The sequence below is a fragment of the Rhizobium sp. PRIMUS64 genome (assembly GCF_023006465.1).
GTDB lineage: Bacteria > Pseudomonadota > Alphaproteobacteria > Rhizobiales > Rhizobiaceae > Rhizobium > Rhizobium leguminosarum.
Window position 1 is genome coordinate 160920 of record NZ_JALBGX010000002.1, and the last position, 15537, is coordinate 176456.

Annotated in this window: 19 protein-coding genes, 2 pseudogenes and 1 riboswitch; of the genes and pseudogenes, 12 read left to right on the forward strand and 9 right to left on the reverse strand. The window is 59.3% G+C overall.

Annotation, left to right across the window (positions count from 1 at the left end):
- The first annotated feature begins 130 nt into the window (after positions 1 to 130).
- The 4 genes and pseudogenes from MOV76_RS02280 to MOV76_RS02295 all read left to right on the forward strand — a co-directional run.
- Positions 131 to 854, forward strand: a pseudogene (locus MOV76_RS02280) (DUF2726 domain-containing protein).
- A 90-nt stretch (positions 855 to 944) separates the two neighbouring features.
- Entirely contained in the window at positions 945 to 1829 is an 885-nt protein-coding gene (locus MOV76_RS02285) for a PGN_0703 family putative restriction endonuclease (RefSeq protein ID WP_247263693.1), read from the forward strand.
- Entirely contained in the window at positions 1819 to 2316 is a 498-nt protein-coding gene (locus tag MOV76_RS02290) for a hypothetical protein (protein WP_131591533.1), read from the forward strand. Before MOV76_RS02285 ends, MOV76_RS02290 begins: the two co-directional genes overlap by 11 nt.
- Before the next feature lie 490 nt (positions 2317 to 2806).
- Positions 2807 to 2960: pseudogene (locus MOV76_RS02295) on the forward strand (integrase); the annotation flags it as partial.
- A 94-nt stretch (positions 2961 to 3054) separates the two neighbouring features.
- Here the strand turns inward: MOV76_RS02295 and MOV76_RS02300 are convergent.
- From MOV76_RS02300 to MOV76_RS02315, 4 genes are all read right to left on the reverse strand, one after another.
- Complete coding sequence (locus MOV76_RS02300; RefSeq protein WP_020572920.1) at positions 3055 to 3405, reverse strand: type II toxin-antitoxin system RelE/ParE family toxin; 351 nt, start codon at positions 3403 to 3405, stop codon at positions 3055 to 3057.
- Positions 3386 to 3661 (reverse strand): type II toxin-antitoxin system ParD family antitoxin, encoded by a 276-nt coding sequence (locus tag MOV76_RS02305; RefSeq protein WP_018517443.1) that lies wholly within the window; start codon positions 3659 to 3661, stop codon positions 3386 to 3388. The genes MOV76_RS02300 and MOV76_RS02305 overlap by 20 nt, the downstream gene beginning before the upstream one ends.
- 269 nt (positions 3662 to 3930) lie before the next feature.
- Entirely contained in the window at positions 3931 to 4668 is a 738-nt protein-coding gene (locus MOV76_RS02310) for a GGDEF domain-containing protein (protein ID WP_113544027.1), read from the reverse strand.
- 328 nt (positions 4669 to 4996) lie between these two features.
- A complete protein-coding gene (locus tag MOV76_RS02315; protein WP_027686785.1) occupies positions 4997 to 5416 on the reverse strand; it encodes a GNAT family N-acetyltransferase in 420 nt (139 codons plus the stop codon).
- A gap of 394 nt (positions 5417 to 5810) precedes the next feature.
- On the opposite strand from MOV76_RS02315, the gene MOV76_RS02320 reads away from it, so the two are divergent.
- On the forward strand, positions 5811 to 5957 hold the full coding sequence (locus MOV76_RS02320) for a hypothetical protein (protein WP_155257546.1): 147 nt from the start codon (positions 5811 to 5813) through the stop codon (positions 5955 to 5957).
- A 227-nt stretch (positions 5958 to 6184) separates the two neighbouring features.
- Here the strand turns inward: MOV76_RS02320 and MOV76_RS02325 are convergent, their stop codons facing one another.
- Genes MOV76_RS02325 through thiC form a run of 5 tightly spaced genes read right to left on the reverse strand, consistent with a single transcriptional unit; the run spans position 6185 to position 10569 of the window.
- Complete coding sequence (locus MOV76_RS02325) at positions 6185 to 6793, reverse strand: thiamine phosphate synthase (protein ID WP_247263694.1); 609 nt, start codon at positions 6791 to 6793, stop codon at positions 6185 to 6187.
- Positions 6790 to 7563, reverse strand: a complete 774-nt coding sequence (locus MOV76_RS02330) for a thiazole synthase (protein ID WP_018517438.1) — start codon at positions 7561 to 7563, stop codon at positions 6790 to 6792. The genes MOV76_RS02325 and MOV76_RS02330 overlap by 4 nt, the downstream gene beginning before the upstream one ends.
- Before the next feature lie 3 nt (positions 7564 to 7566).
- On the reverse strand, positions 7567 to 7764 hold the full coding sequence (thiS, locus tag MOV76_RS02335) for a sulfur carrier protein ThiS (RefSeq protein ID WP_247263695.1): 198 nt from the start codon (positions 7762 to 7764) through the stop codon (positions 7567 to 7569).
- 4 nt (positions 7765 to 7768) lie between these two features.
- Positions 7769 to 8746, reverse strand: coding sequence for a glycine oxidase ThiO (thiO, locus tag MOV76_RS02340; protein WP_247263696.1), 978 nt, complete (start codon positions 8744 to 8746; stop codon positions 7769 to 7771).
- Positions 8746 to 10569: a phosphomethylpyrimidine synthase ThiC gene (gene thiC, locus MOV76_RS02345; RefSeq protein ID WP_247263697.1), complete on the reverse strand. Its 1824-nt coding sequence runs from the start codon at positions 10567 to 10569 to the stop codon at positions 8746 to 8748. The genes thiO and thiC overlap by 1 nt, the downstream gene beginning before the upstream one ends.
- Positions 10570 to 10668: 99 nt before the next feature.
- A riboswitch (TPP riboswitch) is annotated at positions 10669 to 10801 on the reverse strand.
- A 617-nt stretch (positions 10802 to 11418) separates the two neighbouring features.
- Here thiC and MOV76_RS02350 point away from each other — a divergent pair.
- The 7 genes from MOV76_RS02350 to MOV76_RS02380 all read left to right on the forward strand — a co-directional run.
- Positions 11419 to 12393: a GTP-binding protein gene (locus MOV76_RS02350; RefSeq protein ID WP_018517433.1), complete on the forward strand. Its 975-nt coding sequence runs from the start codon at positions 11419 to 11421 to the stop codon at positions 12391 to 12393.
- Positions 12394 to 12431: 38 nt separating this feature from the next.
- A complete protein-coding gene (locus tag MOV76_RS02355; RefSeq protein ID WP_018245354.1) occupies positions 12432 to 12932 on the forward strand; it encodes a DUF1097 domain-containing protein in 501 nt (166 codons plus the stop codon).
- A gap of 36 nt (positions 12933 to 12968) precedes the next feature.
- Entirely contained in the window at positions 12969 to 13712 is a 744-nt protein-coding gene (gene nthB / locus MOV76_RS02360; RefSeq protein WP_247263698.1) for a nitrile hydratase subunit beta, read from the forward strand.
- Between the two features lie 43 nt (positions 13713 to 13755).
- Positions 13756 to 14373: a nitrile hydratase subunit alpha gene (gene nthA / locus MOV76_RS02365; RefSeq protein WP_018245356.1), complete on the forward strand. Its 618-nt coding sequence runs from the start codon at positions 13756 to 13758 to the stop codon at positions 14371 to 14373.
- Between the two features lie 9 nt (positions 14374 to 14382).
- Complete coding sequence (locus tag MOV76_RS02370; RefSeq protein WP_247263699.1) at positions 14383 to 14709, forward strand: nitrile hydratase accessory protein; 327 nt, start codon at positions 14383 to 14385, stop codon at positions 14707 to 14709.
- Positions 14710 to 14874: 165 nt separating this feature from the next.
- The gene (locus MOV76_RS02375) at positions 14875 to 15063 is read left to right on the forward strand and encodes a CbtB domain-containing protein (protein WP_026188663.1); all 189 of its coding nucleotides are present in this window, start codon (positions 14875 to 14877) and stop codon (positions 15061 to 15063) included.
- A 13-nt stretch (positions 15064 to 15076) separates the two neighbouring features.
- A partial coding sequence (locus tag MOV76_RS02380; protein ID WP_247263700.1) for a CbtA family protein occupies positions 15077 to 15537 on the forward strand: 461 nt, incomplete at its 3' end.

A 15537-nucleotide genomic window follows, 5' to 3' on the forward strand; every position in this document is an offset into this window, starting at 1 on the left:
TAACTGACCGCTAGAGCCAATATCGGTTCCTCGGGGGAAGCATCATGCGTGCGCTCCCTCATTCTTTTGGATAGCTTTTCGCGCATCGTAAAAGCGTAATACTATCTTGGCGGGAAATCCGGAGAGGGGCATGCAATATCGCCAAAGGTCGGTGCTGTTCGCAGCACCTTGGCTGATCATCGGAGCTGCCGCAGTCGGCGCTTCGAGCGGTATAACGATTGCAGACTTCGAAAAGCCGGAACTGTTAGTCGCCGCACTGTTTGTCGGTATTATCATCGGAATGGCCGTTGAGCAGTTCCTCGCCACGATGAACAAACAGGCGTGGCGGCAGAGAAGCAGATCACGCTGGGAGAACCGGCGCCGAAACGAGCGCATCGTACCGAGGCCCTGGCTTCAGACGCCAGTTGCGGAGCGATTGCGACCGGTCGACGCTGCGGATCAACTGCGTATCGTGATGCGCTCGAATTTCACGATTCAACCATTGCTGAACAAAAGCGAAGCCCGGGTGTTTTGGGAGCTCGACAGCGTCGTGATCGGCTGCAATTCCTCCTGGCAGGTGATGGCGCAGGTTTCATTGGGCGAGATCCTCCGAAGTGCCGATCCGGAGGCCTACAGTTGCATCAACTCCAAACGTGTCGACCTGCTCCTCGTGGACGGTAACTGCCAACCGCGGCACGTCATCGAATACCAGGGCGGAGCGCACCATCAAGGAGCCACGGCCGCGCGTGACGCGGTAAAGAAGGAGGCGCTACGACGCGCCGGGATCGGCTTATGAAGTGGTGGCTGGTCAAACGACGCCGTCGGAACTCAGGCGATTGGTCGAGAAGCTGGTGGACAAGCCGAGTGTCACTTAAAGCGATCTCAACACGCATGACTGCACGCTCGTGCCTCTCTGAGTGGATAAGCAGATTGCCGTGCCTTAATGGAATTGAGGCGCACCCGAGATGATCTCCGACTTCGAGGCAGTTCGCGAAAATCTGTTTCCGGCGAGTCACGGAGCGATCGAGGACTGGAGCAAGTTCCCCTGGCATCGTGATCGAACCAATCAAATTCAGGCTTATAAGGCGCATTCGTCGCAAGCCATCGCAATCGATGTCTTCGGCACCCTGAAGATGAGCAGAGACCGCGATCGCATTTTCGACGCCATCGCTGAGTGCGTGGGGGTGGCACGGGGTGGCCCATGGGCAGTAATACTCGAGTGGACTGATACCGATCGGCTTCTGAGAGAACCCAGGCCGACGCAAGTGGATGCACTTGCCGTCGGCTCTGCGGCCGCACTTGTCATCGAGTGCAAGTTCACCGAGCCCGCAGGACAATGTAGCCAAACGGCCGTTTCTCGCTCGGGCGAACGCCAATGCAACGGAAACTACGAAGACCAAATCAACCCAGGCAATGGCGTGCGATCGCGATGCGCTCTGACAGGCAAGAGCATCCGGTACTGGGAATACATCCCAAAGATCTTCGAGCTCGATCCAGGTGTGGACCATACGCCCTGCCCCTTTAAGGGAGACGCCTATCAGTGGATGCGCAACGCCGTGTTGGCGGCTGCGCTAGGCAAACACCGCAATCTTCAAGCGGCTGCCCTAGCAGCCTTTGCCGATCATCCAATTTTTCCAACAGCGCGAAAAGTGAAACGAGGCCTGGTGGATCCTAGTCTCGCCGGCCAAGGGGCGATAACGCCTGTCTCATACCAGCAGATCATTGCGATCGCCTGCCAAGTCGGCCGTGACCGAGCGCTCTGGAACGAGCTTTCTGCATGGATAGATCATAAGATCGCACGGGCAGCGTCGCGAAAATCGGACTTCCAAGAGGTTCGAAATGGATGCTGATATCTGGAATGGAGCCTTCTATGACGATGGCGAGTGGGTTTCCTGGTCCGACGTGGAAGAACAACTCCAATATCAAGAGTGGCGTGCCAAGTATCCCAATGCGATTAGACATCTGATCCCATATTTTCAGGACCTCTTGGCACTGGCCGAAAGCTACCACCGTGAGACAGGTCGTCATCTTGATGTGTACGGCGTCATTGGTGAACTGTTCGGAGCAATCACCTACGGAATAAAGCTGAATAAGAACTACGCGCAGGGTGCCGACGGGCGGCTGGGCAACGACCACGTGGAGATCAAAACCATCACGCCGTTCAAGTCCAAGGACGAGGTTTCCGTCAAGGTGTCGAGTAATTTCAGCAAGCTGCTCGTCGTGAAAATCAACGGCGACTTTGAAGTGTCGTCGCGGATGGTTGACCGCTCGAAGCTTCCGAAAACGACCAAACCTCTCCTGAGGATAAGGTGGAGCGATCTGCCCAAAGGCCAATGACGACTTCATGCGTGATCGCGCCAAGTGGCGAACCCCTCAGGCCCTCGAGCGCCCTCTCCTCTCGTGCGGCAAACTTTGGTTGCACGACGTAGCAGCCAAAAATCATTAATTCAGAATTTTAGATGCACGCGTATAGTCCGCTTGGCATCACAGCATCCGTGCCTTGAGGGGTCGAGGGCAATGAACTGGAACACATCGTCGACATTCACGGCCGCTTTGGGCGCCGCTTGCGGTGATTGCGGCATTGGCCAGTGGCGGCAGGGCGCGGCGTTAGCACATCGAGATCCGACAATCTCTGAAGTCCAAATTCAATATCATCCGACCGCAAAGAGGCAGGCTCCGAAAGGTGCTGGGGCTTATCAGGTGTTTGGCCGCTCGCGATGAGCAGCGTGACAAGTGTACTATCCCAGTCTGCACAACCGGCGAAAATCCTCAGAAAACTCGACGCTTCGGGCTCCATCCCTCGGACCATGAATAGGAACGCAACTTGACCGGCCATTTGCTGCGCGCCGGCCTTGCCCTCCTCGGGCGATGTCGAGGAGCGCTATGTTGAAAAACAGCAGGGGCACACTTCGGCTGAGTTGACACGCAATCGTCAGCTGCGGTGCGGCCGCTTCCGCAGCAACCTCACCAAGCGTCTTGGCTTTAAGGGTCCCTCCCCAAGCGGTCAAAATTGCCGGCTGGGTGTTCGCGCTTCAATTGAAATCGGGGAGTAAAAGCTACAGGGCTGTAGGGACCTTATCCCGCCAGCATACGTGCGAGCATATTTCTGATGTGGTCCTGCGCGCTGTAGAAAATTGCCGCGACAATGATTTTGCGGCTATCTTCTACCGGTAGAAACCAAATAGCTGCCTTGTCCCGCCGAAGAAACCGGATCCCGGGATGAATATCGGGCCGCAGAGTCCCGATATAAGGCGTATCGACGAGACGATCGATTTCGACACGGAGTTTGTGGATCCGTTCAGCGGTGCGCTCCACCGCCTCGTCAGGCGAGTCCCCGAGTTCAACATAGGCGCCGAACAGATGATCGAAGATCAACTCGAAATCGCGTTCGGCATCCTCTGAATATTCAAGAGTCCACACGAACAACCCGTCGCTTCCGCTCAATCATTGCCGAGACGCGGCTTTCCATTTCCGTCGCAGTAATCATAGGTCCATTCAATCGCCGCTGAACCAATTCGCGAAGCGCTGCCGTTTCGACGGTCTCGGTTTCCGTCTTTTGGCGAAGCAGTTCTAGGCCCTGCTGAAGAACGGAACTCAGGCTGGCATACCGGCCGCTCTCCACCAACGAACGGGCAAACGCATCCTGCTGGTCGGTCAGCGAGATCGACGATTTGACACTCATAGGTTTAACTCCTTTGAACCTAATTTGCTACTCAGTAGCACATTTGTCAATATGACGAGATGTCCGTCAGGGCGGCAAAGGATGGCAGCGCAATGTCAATCCAGGATCAACGCTGGATCAATAGCTTTCTGCTGGTTCGCGGTCCGCGTCACGATGTGCGCCGCCGAGCGCCCGCCGGGGGCCGAGTGTCCCAAGCGATTCATGAATATCCGGTTCTCGGACTCTCAGCACTAGCTGTGTGGAAAGGTCCTCGGACATATGCTCGACAGCTACCCGATCACCATGTTTCTACCCGAGGCTTTAGCCTGATAAAGGTTTTCGTCCGCGGCTTTCAAACAAGAGTGTGGATGAAACCCCGGCCGGCAATGAAACACACCGATACTCGCCGAGATTAGCACTTTCGAACCCGAAGGAGATCGCAGATCAATACGCGCGATCTCTTCCCGGATTTCCTCGCTACGTATAAGCATCTCGGCAGGCGTCAAATTGCGTTGAAACAGACCGAACTCTTCGCCCCCGAGGCGTCCTGCGAACCCTGACTGCCCTTGGTAGCGGGCGAGGATAAGACCGGTGCAGCGGAGTGCTTCATCGCCCGTTGCATGACCATATCGGTCGTTGATCGACTTGAAATAGTCGAGGTCCAGAAACAGCAAGGCGCCGGATACACCGTGTTGACTGGTCGCGTCTAGCTCTTCAAGGAAGGCGCTGCGAGTGAGGGTGCCCGTCAGGCCATCCGTGCGAGATTGGACGCGAAGGGCGTCATAAGCGTCCGCGAGCTTGTTCAAAGCCTCTTTTGTCGCAGCTTCAGCGCGTCGGACTTTTTCCGACTGAGTAAAATGCAGCGCCGAAGCCGGGATCGATATCGCCAGCGGGCAAAAAATCGTCATGAATAGGCCAGCGCCTGCCACTTGTCCGCCCAACAGTGGAACAATGATGAATGAAAGTGCCAGCGAGGCGAACACTGAAAGCAGTCCAGTTAAAATAGACTTTTCGACAATACGACGCATCAATACCACCGTGACGAAGTGAAACTGCTATGAGCTCATCAATTTAAAATGGGTTGAAACACATCGATAAAACTTGATTCATGCGTCTCTCTCACCGACGATTTGCCTCGAATGGCCACCCCCCGCATCTGGCCGCCAGATCGTCGCAGCTATCCTTGTTCTGTTTTTAACTATGCGAGAAAGCGCGGCTGCGCGGTCGCGTCATCGTGGCCGTCTTGAATGGTCGTGGAACATCGAGAGGTTTATCCCATGATTGCCGCCCGGCGGATTTGCGCGTCTAAGCCTGCCGGCAGAAGACGGGAAGGCTCGCCGGACGGACGGCCTGTCGTCAGGCAACTTTCCTCGCCATCCCGACCGAGCGCGGCGCGGTTTCAGCGAAACCGAACTGTCGGTACAGGCGGTTCGCCGGGACGTCGGCGATCAGACTGACATAGGCCGTCTTTGGCAACTGGTTCTCGATATGGTTCGTCAGCGCGGCCATGATCATCTTGCCAAGCCCCCTGCCCTGGTGTTCGGGCATGATCGCGACGTCGGTGACTTGAAAGAAGCAGCCTCCGTCGCCGATGATGCGACCCATGCCAATCACCGCGTCGCCGCTCATCAGGCAGACACCAAAGATCGAGTTGGGCAGCCCCTTTTCGGCCGCCTCTTTCGAAAAGGGGCTGAGGCCCGACAGGTATCGCAGGCGCAGGTAATCGTCGATGCCCGGGACGCGGGGCTCGATGCGGTAATCGTCATGCTGGGTCATGTAATGCCTTTCAATGTACGTCTCCTAAAAAATCTCTCTCGCCACCGTTATCGCGGTGCTGGCGATTGATGGGCCAAGTTATCGCGCTATGAACTGGCCCTAAAAAGATAACAGAACGTCTCTCCAGGCCATGTTTCCTCCAAACCACTCTCTGATCATCCGCAAACGGCTGCGATCACTTCGCCAATAACCGCGGCCGACAATCGCGCTTGAAATGGAACTCGCGGCAAGCCAAAGGTCCCGAAGACCGTGGCGATGGAAGTTTCATCCAGAGCTCTGTCCCTAAGCGGGAAAAAATCCGTGCGCTTAACCATGTTGATTAGCCTTTGATTCATCCTCCCAGAGCAGTTTGCGGCCGGGATGGCTGGGAACCAACCTCAAAGGATCAAAAGCTATGACCTATGCACTCGTGCTTTTCTCGGCGGTAACGGCGATCGTGGTGTCCATTTCGGCGATTGGCACTGCACCGGCGCCGAATAGCAAGTGGCCGGAAATCCATTCGGAAAAGACCTCCAGACTGGCGCCGGTGCACCGGCCCTGAGCCGCCATATTGGATGAATAGCGGATTCGCGAAGCGGCGTCGGTTGCGCCGCTTGCATTGGACAAAGCCACCTCAACAGACGCTGCTCAGGCGGATTACGCCTGCGGCCGCGGCTGCGATACCGCTCAGGCCCTCATCAACGCTAATTTCCACGTCGATATCGGGATACTGCTCCAAAAACAACGTGGACTTCCTGCAGAGCGCACGACGGAAGCGTGGTGGTACCCTCAATAACGCCACGGTGCCGTGCGATCGATCCATTCGCGCGTCCGCGCTTCGGGATCGGCGTTCAAGGTGATGTCGGTGACAACCGCCACGGTGTCAGCGCTCGCGTCGAATACGCCCTGTAGCCTGTCCACATTCAAGCCTCCGATGGCCACCAGCGGCAAGGGTGCGACACGCTTCTTCCAATCCGTGATCCGTTCCAGACCTTGCGGCGGCCATTTCATCTGCTTGAGAATGGTGGGATAGATCGGGCCGAGCGCCACATAGTCAGGTTTCGCAGCCAAAGCCGTTTCGAGCTCCGTCTCGTCATGTGTGGAAAGACCGAATTTCAGGCCGGCTCTGCGAATAGCATCAAGGTCGGCTTCCACCAGATCCTCCTGGCCCAGATGGATGAAATCGCATCCCTCGTCGATCGCCAGTTTCCAGTAGTCGTTGACAACCAGCTGGCAATTCGCCGCTGCGCAAACGGCCTTGGTACGACGGATTTCCTGGCGCAGGATCTCGTCCGGGCGATCCTTCACGCGCAGTTGCACCAGTTTGACGCCCAGCGGCACGAGACGTTCGATCCATTCGGAACTGTCGACGATGAGATAGAAGGGATCGAGCCTCATGCGAAAACGCCCTTTCCGACAACCGGGGTGGACGGTACCGCCATGTCGCGCGGCTCCAGCATGCCGGAAAGATAAGCGAGCCTTCCGGCCTCGATCGCCTTGCCAAACGCCTCGGCCATGGCAGGCGGATCGCCTGCGACGGCGACCGCGGTATTCAGCAGCACCGCGTCGTAGCCGAATTCCATCACCGCTGCCGCATGCGACGGCCTCCCGATCCCCGCATCCACGATCAGCGGGATGTCCGGAAAGGCGCTCCGCATGGCCTTGAGCGCGGAAGGGTTGCGCGGACCGGCCGCAGAACCGATCGGCGCGCACCAGGGCATCAAGACCCGACATCCGACGGAGACCAGTTTTTCACCGACCACCAGATCGTCCGTCGTATAGGGAAATACGCAAAACCCTTCCGAACAAAGAATGCGTGCGGCTTCGACCAGTTCGAACACATCCGGCTGGAGACTGTCGTGATGGCCGATCACCTCGAGCTTGATCCAGTCGGTACCAAATACTTCGCGCGCCATCTTGGCGGTCAGGATCGCCTCCGACGCACTGTGACATCCCGCGGTGTTGGGCAGGACGTGCACCGCGAGCTGGCGGATGAGTTCGAAGAAGGCTCCCCCCGTCTTTCCGCCGGCCGTTTCGCGGCGAAGCGAGACCGTGACAATCTCCGCGCCGGACCGGCTCACCGCCTCGGCAAGGACGGCCGGTGACGGATAACGCGCGGTACCGAGCAGAAGCCGCGAAGACAGTGCAGCATCATAAAGAGAAAGCATGGATCAACCTCCCTGCATCGGGGACAGGATTTCGATACGGTCACCAACGTCCAGCCGGTGAGCGGCTCGGTCCTCGCGATGCACGAGATCTCCGTTGACGGCGGTTGCCAACCAGTCGCCCTCGTATTCCAGAACATGAAGAAGTTCGGCCAGGGTTACGGCCTCGCAGACCTGGGTTTCGCCATTGATGATCAGTTTCATGGGGTTAGCCTTTCAGACGTGAATGTCGCGCGAGGAGAATATCTGCGGCCCGCACAGCCATGGCGGGGGCCAACAGGAAGCCATGCCGATGCATGCCGGCGATGGCGAGCCCCTCCTCCGTTTCGATTACTTGCGGAATGTTGTTGGCAAACGCCGGACGTATGCCAGTCCCGGTCTCGACAACGCGTGCCTCGCCAAACGCCGGATGCAGCGTATAGGCCGCGTTCAGGAATTCCATGAGCGAACGCGCGGCAATCGGTCCGTCATCTTCGGCCTCGATCATCGTCGCCCCGACCATGAAACGGTGATCGTCGCGGGGCACGATATAGATCGGATGGCGTGGATGCAGCATCCTGATCGGCCTGGAAAGCGTCACATCCGCAGTTTCCAGATAGAGCATTTCGCCTCGCACGCCGCGCATGCCGGAAAGTCGCGGTATCGCCGCTGGCCCGGTGCAGTCGAGCACGCCGGCAAATCGCCGGTCTTGCGGCTCGTGTCCGCCGAAATGGAAGACGACGCCACGCTCGCGGAGCCTGCCGGCTAGTCTGGCCAGTGCGCGGCGTGGATCGAGATGCGCTTCCTGCTGGAAGAAAAGAGCCTTTTCGAAGCGGCCGGCAAGTGCAGGTTCGAGGTCGGTCACACCCTTGCGATCGATCCAGACATGACCGGTCGTGCGCGCCGCAAACCGGACGAGATCCGGAAGGTCACGCGGCTGCGCCACGACCAGAGTACCGCGGCGACGAACCTCGCCGGGCACGGCCTCCTCCCACCATCCGGCCGCGCCCAGGCCCAATGTCAGGACAATCTCTTCGGCCGCCTCCCGTTCGCAATAGGGTGCGAGCATTCCTCCAGCAAAATGCGAGGCGCCAAGTCCCGCCGCGCCGGCTTTTTCGATCACCTCGACCGAAAAGCCCCGCCTGACGAGCTCATGGGCCATCGCGAGGCCGGCAACGCCGGCCCCTTTGACGAGAAAGGTAGACATTATGCGTTACCCGGAAGGTCTGCGACCGGCATGTAAAGATCGCCGCCATCGCGGTATTTGGCGGCCATGGCTTGCAACCCCTCCCTCTGCGCTTCGGCGCGGATATCGTGCGAAATCCGCATCGAGCAGAATTTCGGGCCGCACATGGAGCAGAAATGCGCCACCTTATGCGCCTCCTTCGGCAGCGTTTCGTCGTGGAAGGAACGGGCGGTTTCCGGATCGAGCGAGAGGTTGAACTGGTCCTCCCATCGGAACTCGAAACGGGCGCGCGACAACGCATCGTCGCGCACCCGCGCCGCCGGATGGCCCTTGGCGAGATCGGCGGCATGTGCCGCGATCTTATAGGTGATGACGCCCACCTTGACGTCGTTGCGGTCCGGCAGGCCGAGATGTTCCTTGGGCGTCACGTAGCAGAGCATGGCGGTGCCGAACCAGCCGATCATCGCAGCCCCGATGCCGGATGTGATGTGGTCATAGCCCGGCGCGATATCGGTGGTTAGCGGTCCGAGCGTATAAAAAGGCGCCTCGCCGCAAACCGCGAGCTGCTTGTCCATGTTTTCCTTGATCTTGTGCATCGGCACATGGCCGGGACCTTCGATCATCACCTGGCAATCCTTCGCCCAGGCGATTTTCGTTAACTCGCCGAGCGTTTCCAGTTCTGCGAACTGCGCCGCATCGTTGGCATCAGCGATCGATCCCGGGCGCAGGCCATCACCGAGCGAGAAGGAAACGTCGTAAGCGCGGCAAATGTCGCAGATCTCCTCGAAATGCTCGTAGAGAAAACTCTCCCTGTGGTGGTGCAGACACCACTTGGCCATGATCGAGCCGCCGCGGGAAACGATGCCGGTGACGCGATTGACGGTCAGCGGAATATAGGCGAGCCGCACGCCGGCATGGATGGTGAAATAGTCGACGCCCTGCTCGGCCTGTTCGATCAGCGTATCGCGATAGACCTCCCAGGTGAGGTCCTCGGCAACGCCGTTCACCTTTTCGAGTGCCTGGTAGAGCGGCACGGTACCGATCGGCACCGGCGAATTGCGGATGATCCATTCGCGGATATTGTGGATGTTTCGGCCGGTCGACAGGTCCATGACGGTGTCGGCACCCCAGCGGATCGCCCAGACCATCTTCTCCACTTCTTCCGCCATGGACGAGGTAACAGCCGAATTGCCGATATTGGCATTGATCTTTACCAGGAAGTTCCGGCCGATGATCATCGGTTCGGATTCTGGATGGTTGATATTGGCGGGAATGATCGCTCGGCCTTCCGCGACTTCCCGACGGACGAAATCCGGTGTCACGAAATCCGGGATATGGGCGCCAAAACTTTCGCCGTCGCGGATGAGAGCTTCCTTGGCCGCCTGTCGTCCGAGGTTTTCGCGAATGGCGATGAATTCCATTTCCGGCGTGACGATGCCGGCCCGCGCATAAGCGAGCTGGGTAACGGCCCTCCCCGCCTTCGCCTTGAAAGGCTGGCTGCGAACGGGGAATTCCGGCGTCAGCCTGTCGCCTGAAACAAAGCCGTTATCCTCCGGCCTGACGATGCGGCCCCCGTAGGATTCAACATCACCGCGAGCAAGAACCCAGCTTTCGCGCAGGCGTGGCAGGCCTGCATCAATGCGGATTTCGGCACTTTCTGCGGTGTAGGGACCCGAAGAATCGTAGACAGTGACTGGCGGTTCGCCAGAGGTCGGATGCAGTGCGATCTGACGCATCGGTACGCGGATATCCGGATGAATGGTGCCTGCTTTCAGGACTTTCGCGGAGGCGGGAAGCGGACCTGTGGTGACGACCGGAGTGAGTTTGGTGGCTGCAATATTCATGGTTCGAGGCTCCAAGTTTTGACGTTTGGAGACCCAGTTCCAGTGTTGGAATGATGAAAAAACGCCGTGGATTCCGAAGGACGGATACCCGCCCTCGCTGCCGCAGCGCCCGCACCGTCCCTACGCCAGTATGAACTGGATCAGGTTCAACGGGTCACTGCGCCTCGGGCGGCCAAAGCCGATCCGACCAGCGGTATCTCAGCCCCTTGGCGGGACCCCCCTGGTGAATAGGGCTAAGCTATTGTGAGAAATGCCGCTCCGTCAACCCTTAGGGCACCATCCAGAACCCATATCCCGACCGCTTGAGTTCTGTTCATCGCGCCGCTGGGCTGACTGGCTTCATGGAGTTTAGCGAATGTGGCATGCTCAGCGCCGGCCCAATTCCCCGCCAGAACCTCCAGGAACGCAAAGCAATCGCCAACGGCTTGGTGCCCATCCGCTGTCACCCGACCACCCCTAGCGGCACCACTTTCGCCGGCGACAATAGAATGCCCTCGAAAGGCCAACTTGCGCATGGCGTCCCTCGCCAAAGCTACGCAAACCAGACTGTTTTTCATTGCCCATCCTGTCAATGATCGGGAAAAGGGCAATAAGATCAATAATTAGACGGTATGATCAGTTTTTAATCACAAATCAAAAAGCTCATCATTTTGGCAGAATCTGCGGTTTATTTGGCCGAATATGAAACATCAGGTCTCTTGCCTCGTGACGGTATTGCAAGTGTAATTCTCCTCGTCTGATCGGCGCTTCCGGCGTAATCAGACCAGCAAACAGCAGCGGAGCCGCCTTTTCAGCCCGGTCATTTGGCCGAGACGGCGGAGGCGTGCTCGGACGGCAAGGGGATGAGGCATGACAAAGCTTGCGACGACAATTCTGACCGGGTTTCTCGGGACCGGCAAGACCACGCTTCTCAATCACCTGCTCACCTCAATCGAAAACGAGAGCGTAGCGGTGATCGTCAACGAATTTGGGGAGGTCGGCATCGATGGAAAGCTCGTGGTGCCGACGGCGGACGAGGTCATCGAGCTGAACAATGGCTGCATCTGCTGCACTGTCAGGGGCGATCTCATCGCCGCGATCGGCGAACTGCTGCGCTCCGGACGGCCAATCGACCGCATCATCATCGAGACTTCGGGTCTTGCCGATCCGGCGCCGGTCATCCAGTCCTTCCTGCTCGACGAAACGCTCGCCAGGCGGCTGCAGCTTGATGCGATCGTGACCGTCGTCGATGCCCGCCATATGAAGCAACAGCTCTCTCAGGACGAGGCGAGGGAGCAGATCAGCTTTGCCGACGTGCTGCTGCTCAACAAGATCGACCTGGAGAGCGCCGAGGACCTTGCCGCCACCGAGCAGCAATTGCGCGGGATCAATCCGCTTGCCCGGATCATCCGGACGAGGGATTGCAAGGTCGAGCTCTCCGCGGTGCTCGACGTCGGCGCCTTCGACCTCAAGAACATCCTGTCTATCGACCCCGATATTCTCAAGGACCATGAACACGAGCACGACCAGAGCATCGGTTGCGTGGCGATCCAGGACTTCGGCCCGCTCGATCCAGCGGCGCTGAACGTCTGGCTCAATCGCCTGGCTCAGGAGATCGGCACGGACCTCTTCCGCATGAAGGGCGTGCTGAATCTCCACGGCGAGCAGCGCCGCTATGTCTTTCACGGCGTGCACATGACGCTTGAAGGACGCCCCGGAAAGGCCTGGGGGCCTTCGGAAAAGCGGCTCAACGAAATCGTCTTCATCGGCAGGAATCTCGACGACGCGATGCTTCGAGACGGCTTCATGAGCTGCCTCAGCCAGCAGCGCGCGCTGGCATCCTGATCCGCATCCGCCCAACCCCTCAACAAGGAGACAGACCCATGCCCCCGCTCGTTGCCGCAATGATCAGCCTCGGTGTGCTCGGCGCCATCGACACCTATATCACCGCGACGATATTTCCCGTTCCCGTGTGGGTCACCTTCATCGCCTGGGCGTCGTTCTTCGCCTGCGGCGGCGGAAACCAGGGGCTGGTCAAATCGATCGTTTCCAACTGGACCGGCATCGGCATCGCCTCGATCACGCTGCTGATCATCCAGTATGGCCCGGCCCACCCGATCTTTGCGGCGATCCTGGTCGGCGCCGGCACCTCAGCAATGATCCTGGCCTCGGCCATCCCGATCTTGAACTTTCCGCCGGCGATCGTCTTCGGCTTCGCCTCTCTCGTCGGCACCAGCGCGGCGACGGACACGACGATCGTCACCTCAGGTCTCAATCATCCGACCCTCGTCGCCATGGCCGCGATGCTGCTCGGCGGCGTCTTCGGCCTGCTCTCGGAAATCGGAACCCAGCTTCTGGCCGGCAAAAAATCCGCGACCGCCTGAGCGTCATCGTCACCATTCACCATAAAGGAAGATCCCATGAAACTTCAGCATTATCTTGGCGGCCTTGAGGGGCTGGGGCCCGTGAGCACCGAAACGCGCGTTTTCGTCGAAGTCTGGGAAACCAGGATCTTCGGCATCCATACGGCGATGATGGCGCTGTCGCCGCAGCTTCCGCTTCCCGAGACGCCATCGACGTTCAAGACCATCTGGACCTGGGCGGACCTCAGGAAAGGGGCGGAGTCCCTCAATCCGTTCGATTATTTCAGGTTTCGCTATTACGAGAAGTGGCTCGGCGGAATATCGGGATACTTCATCGACAACGGCTATATCACGGCAGAAGAGCTCGATGCGCTGACGGAGGAATATTACAACGAGCCGTCGAAGCCGCTGCACGAGGCCGGCGATGAGGCGATCGACCGGCGCGTCGTGCAATATCTAGTCGAAGGCGACAGCCCCAAGCGCGACGTCGGCGTGACCTTCGAATTCAAGGTCGGCGATACGGTGGCGATCCGCGATGTGCCGACCGTCGAGCATACGAGGCTGCCCGGTTTCCTCCGCAACAAGTTCGGAACGATCGAGACCGCCTATGACGGGGCTTACACCTATCTCTGCGATACCGGCCCCGACGGCGTCGGCGCGGCGATGCCGGTCTACTGCGTTCGCTTCGAACCGAGTGACCTCTGGCCCGATAATGCCGAGAAGAATTTCAGCCTCTATGCCGATCTCTACGCCCACTATGTCGAGGCACCGGAAGCCGGCGAAGCCTCCAAGGCCGCCTGAGACGCACACCACCCGCCGCCATTCCAGTCAAGGAGCCACAACAATGATGGACCGTTTTCACTATCGCCAGGACCGGGAAGCCTACAGCGCCGCCCGCGTCAAAGCCCTGGAAGCCCTGCTGATCAAAAAGGGCGTGATCACCGACAAAACCGTCGATACAGTCCTCGATTTCTTCGAGACAAAGATGGGGCCGTTCAACGGCGCCAAGATCGTCGCGCGCGCCTGGGTCGACCCGGCGTTCAAGGACAGGCTCGTCGCCGACACGCCGAAGGCCATCGCCGAACTTCAGTTGCCCGAGGGCATGGCGGGCGCCGAGGGCGAACACATGCGCGCGGTGGCCAACGCCCCCCATGTCCATAACCTCATCATCTGCACGCTTTGCTCCTGCTATCCGTGGCCGGTGCTCGGCCTGCCGCCCTACTGGTACAAGGACCCGACCTTCCGCAGCCGTGCCGCCCGCGAGCCGCGCGCCGTACTGACGGAGTTCGGGCTGGCGGTTCCCGATGCGGTCGAGATCAAGGTCTGGGATTCCAGCGCCCAGATCCGCTGGTTCGTCGTGCCGGAACGCCCGGCCGGCACGGACGGGCTTTCCGAAGCGGAACTCGAGGCCCTGGTCACGCCCGAAGCGATGATGGGTGTCGCCGTCGCCAGGGCAGCGTGAGGAGGGGACATGCTGACGCAATTCGAGCATTTCGCCGTCACCGAGATGATGGGCAGCACCGACAACCCGCCGCGGGCGAACGGCTCGCTCTGCTTCGGCAGCGAGTGGGAGCGAAAGGCCTTCGGCATGGCGCTTGCGCTCGCCAAGGACGGCTTCTTCGAATGGGACGACTTCCGCGACGAGCTGATCAGCACGATCAGCGCCTGGGAAGCGGCCCATCCACTCGATCGATCCTCCTGGAATTATTATGACCAGTTCCTGGCCGCCCTCGAAAAGGCCGTAGTGAAATCCGGCGTCATCGACGCAGACGAGATCAAGGCCGCCTTCGCGGCCTGATCACCATAGAGCGCCGCGCGTCCCGCAGGACGCGCCAAGGACGTTCTATCACTTTGAATTGGCGCATGATCCTTTCCGAAATCGATTCCGATTTTCGGGGTTATGCGCTGGCCCTTCAGTCAACATGTTATCGGCGCCAAAGGCGCCATGTCGAAAGGTTTTCCGATGTCCACGCCCTATATCGTCTCATCCTCGGCACCTGTTGCCACCGCTTCCGCCACGAGGATGCTTCAGTCGGCGATTGCCGCCTGCCTTGGCCTCATGATCGTCGGCTTTGTCGGCTTCTCGCATATCGAAATCGTCCACAATGCTGCGCATGACACGCGCCACGCCAACGCGTTTCCGTGCCACTGAGAGGAGAATGACAATGTCGCTGTTTCGCTCGATCGTCTTCACCGCGGTGCTCGTCGGCAGTATCGTCGGAACCGCTGTCACGGCCGTCCAGTTCTTCTGCACGAGCCAGCTCATCGCCAAGGCTGAAGTCTACGAGAAAGCGGGTGAGGCACTGCCGGCGGCAGGCGCCGCAGCCGCTATTCCCGCGGGACACGATCATGCGGCGATGGCCGCTCATGACCATGAAGAGGGAGGTTGGGAGCCGGCCGACGGCGTCGAGCGGACGGCCTTCACGCTGGCCGCCAACATTCTCACTGCCATCGGCTATGCGCTGGCGCTGACCGGGCTGATCTCGATGCGCGGCAAGGCGCTCGGCTGGCGCGAAGGGCTGATGTGGGGGCTGGCGGGTTTTGCCTGCGTGATGATCGCGCCGTTGCTGGGATTGCCGCCCGAACTGCCGGGCACGCCATCCGCGCCGCTTGCCGACCGGCAGGT

Coding starts and splice junctions, on each gene's coding strand:
- MOV76_RS02285 (WP_247263693.1), top strand. CDS start 945: ATGATCTCCGACTTCGAGGCAGTTCGCGAAAATCTGTTTCCGGCGAGT.
- MOV76_RS02290 (WP_131591533.1), top strand. CDS start 1,819: ATGGATGCTGATATCTGGAATGGAGCCTTCTATGACGATGGCGAGTGG.
- MOV76_RS02305 (WP_018517443.1), bottom strand. CDS start 3,661: ATGAGTGTCAAATCGTCGATCTCGCTGACCGACCAGCAGGATGCGTTT.
- MOV76_RS02310 (WP_113544027.1), bottom strand. CDS start 4,668: ATGCGTCGTATTGTCGAAAAGTCTATTTTAACTGGACTGCTTTCAGTG.
- MOV76_RS02315 (WP_027686785.1), bottom strand. CDS start 5,416: ATGACCCAGCATGACGATTACCGCATCGAGCCCCGCGTCCCGGGCATC.
- MOV76_RS02320 (WP_155257546.1), top strand. CDS start 5,811: ATGACCTATGCACTCGTGCTTTTCTCGGCGGTAACGGCGATCGTGGTG.
- MOV76_RS02325 (WP_247263694.1), bottom strand. CDS start 6,793: ATGAGGCTCGATCCCTTCTATCTCATCGTCGACAGTTCCGAATGGATC.
- MOV76_RS02330 (WP_018517438.1), bottom strand. CDS start 7,563: ATGCTTTCTCTTTATGATGCTGCACTGTCTTCGCGGCTTCTGCTCGGT.
- thiS (WP_247263695.1), bottom strand. CDS start 7,764: ATGAAACTGATCATCAATGGCGAAACCCAGGTCTGCGAGGCCGTAACC.
- thiO (WP_247263696.1), bottom strand. CDS start 8,746: ATGTCTACCTTTCTCGTCAAAGGGGCCGGCGTTGCCGGCCTCGCGATG.
- thiC (WP_247263697.1), bottom strand. CDS start 10,569: ATGAATATTGCAGCCACCAAACTCACTCCGGTCGTCACCACAGGTCCG.
- MOV76_RS02350 (WP_018517433.1), top strand. CDS start 11,419: ATGACAAAGCTTGCGACGACAATTCTGACCGGGTTTCTCGGGACCGGC.
- MOV76_RS02355 (WP_018245354.1), top strand. CDS start 12,432: ATGCCCCCGCTCGTTGCCGCAATGATCAGCCTCGGTGTGCTCGGCGCC.
- nthB (WP_247263698.1), top strand. CDS start 12,969: ATGAAACTTCAGCATTATCTTGGCGGCCTTGAGGGGCTGGGGCCCGTG.
- nthA (WP_018245356.1), top strand. CDS start 13,756: ATGATGGACCGTTTTCACTATCGCCAGGACCGGGAAGCCTACAGCGCC.
- MOV76_RS02370 (WP_247263699.1), top strand. CDS start 14,383: ATGCTGACGCAATTCGAGCATTTCGCCGTCACCGAGATGATGGGCAGC.
- MOV76_RS02375 (WP_026188663.1), top strand. CDS start 14,875: ATGTCCACGCCCTATATCGTCTCATCCTCGGCACCTGTTGCCACCGCT.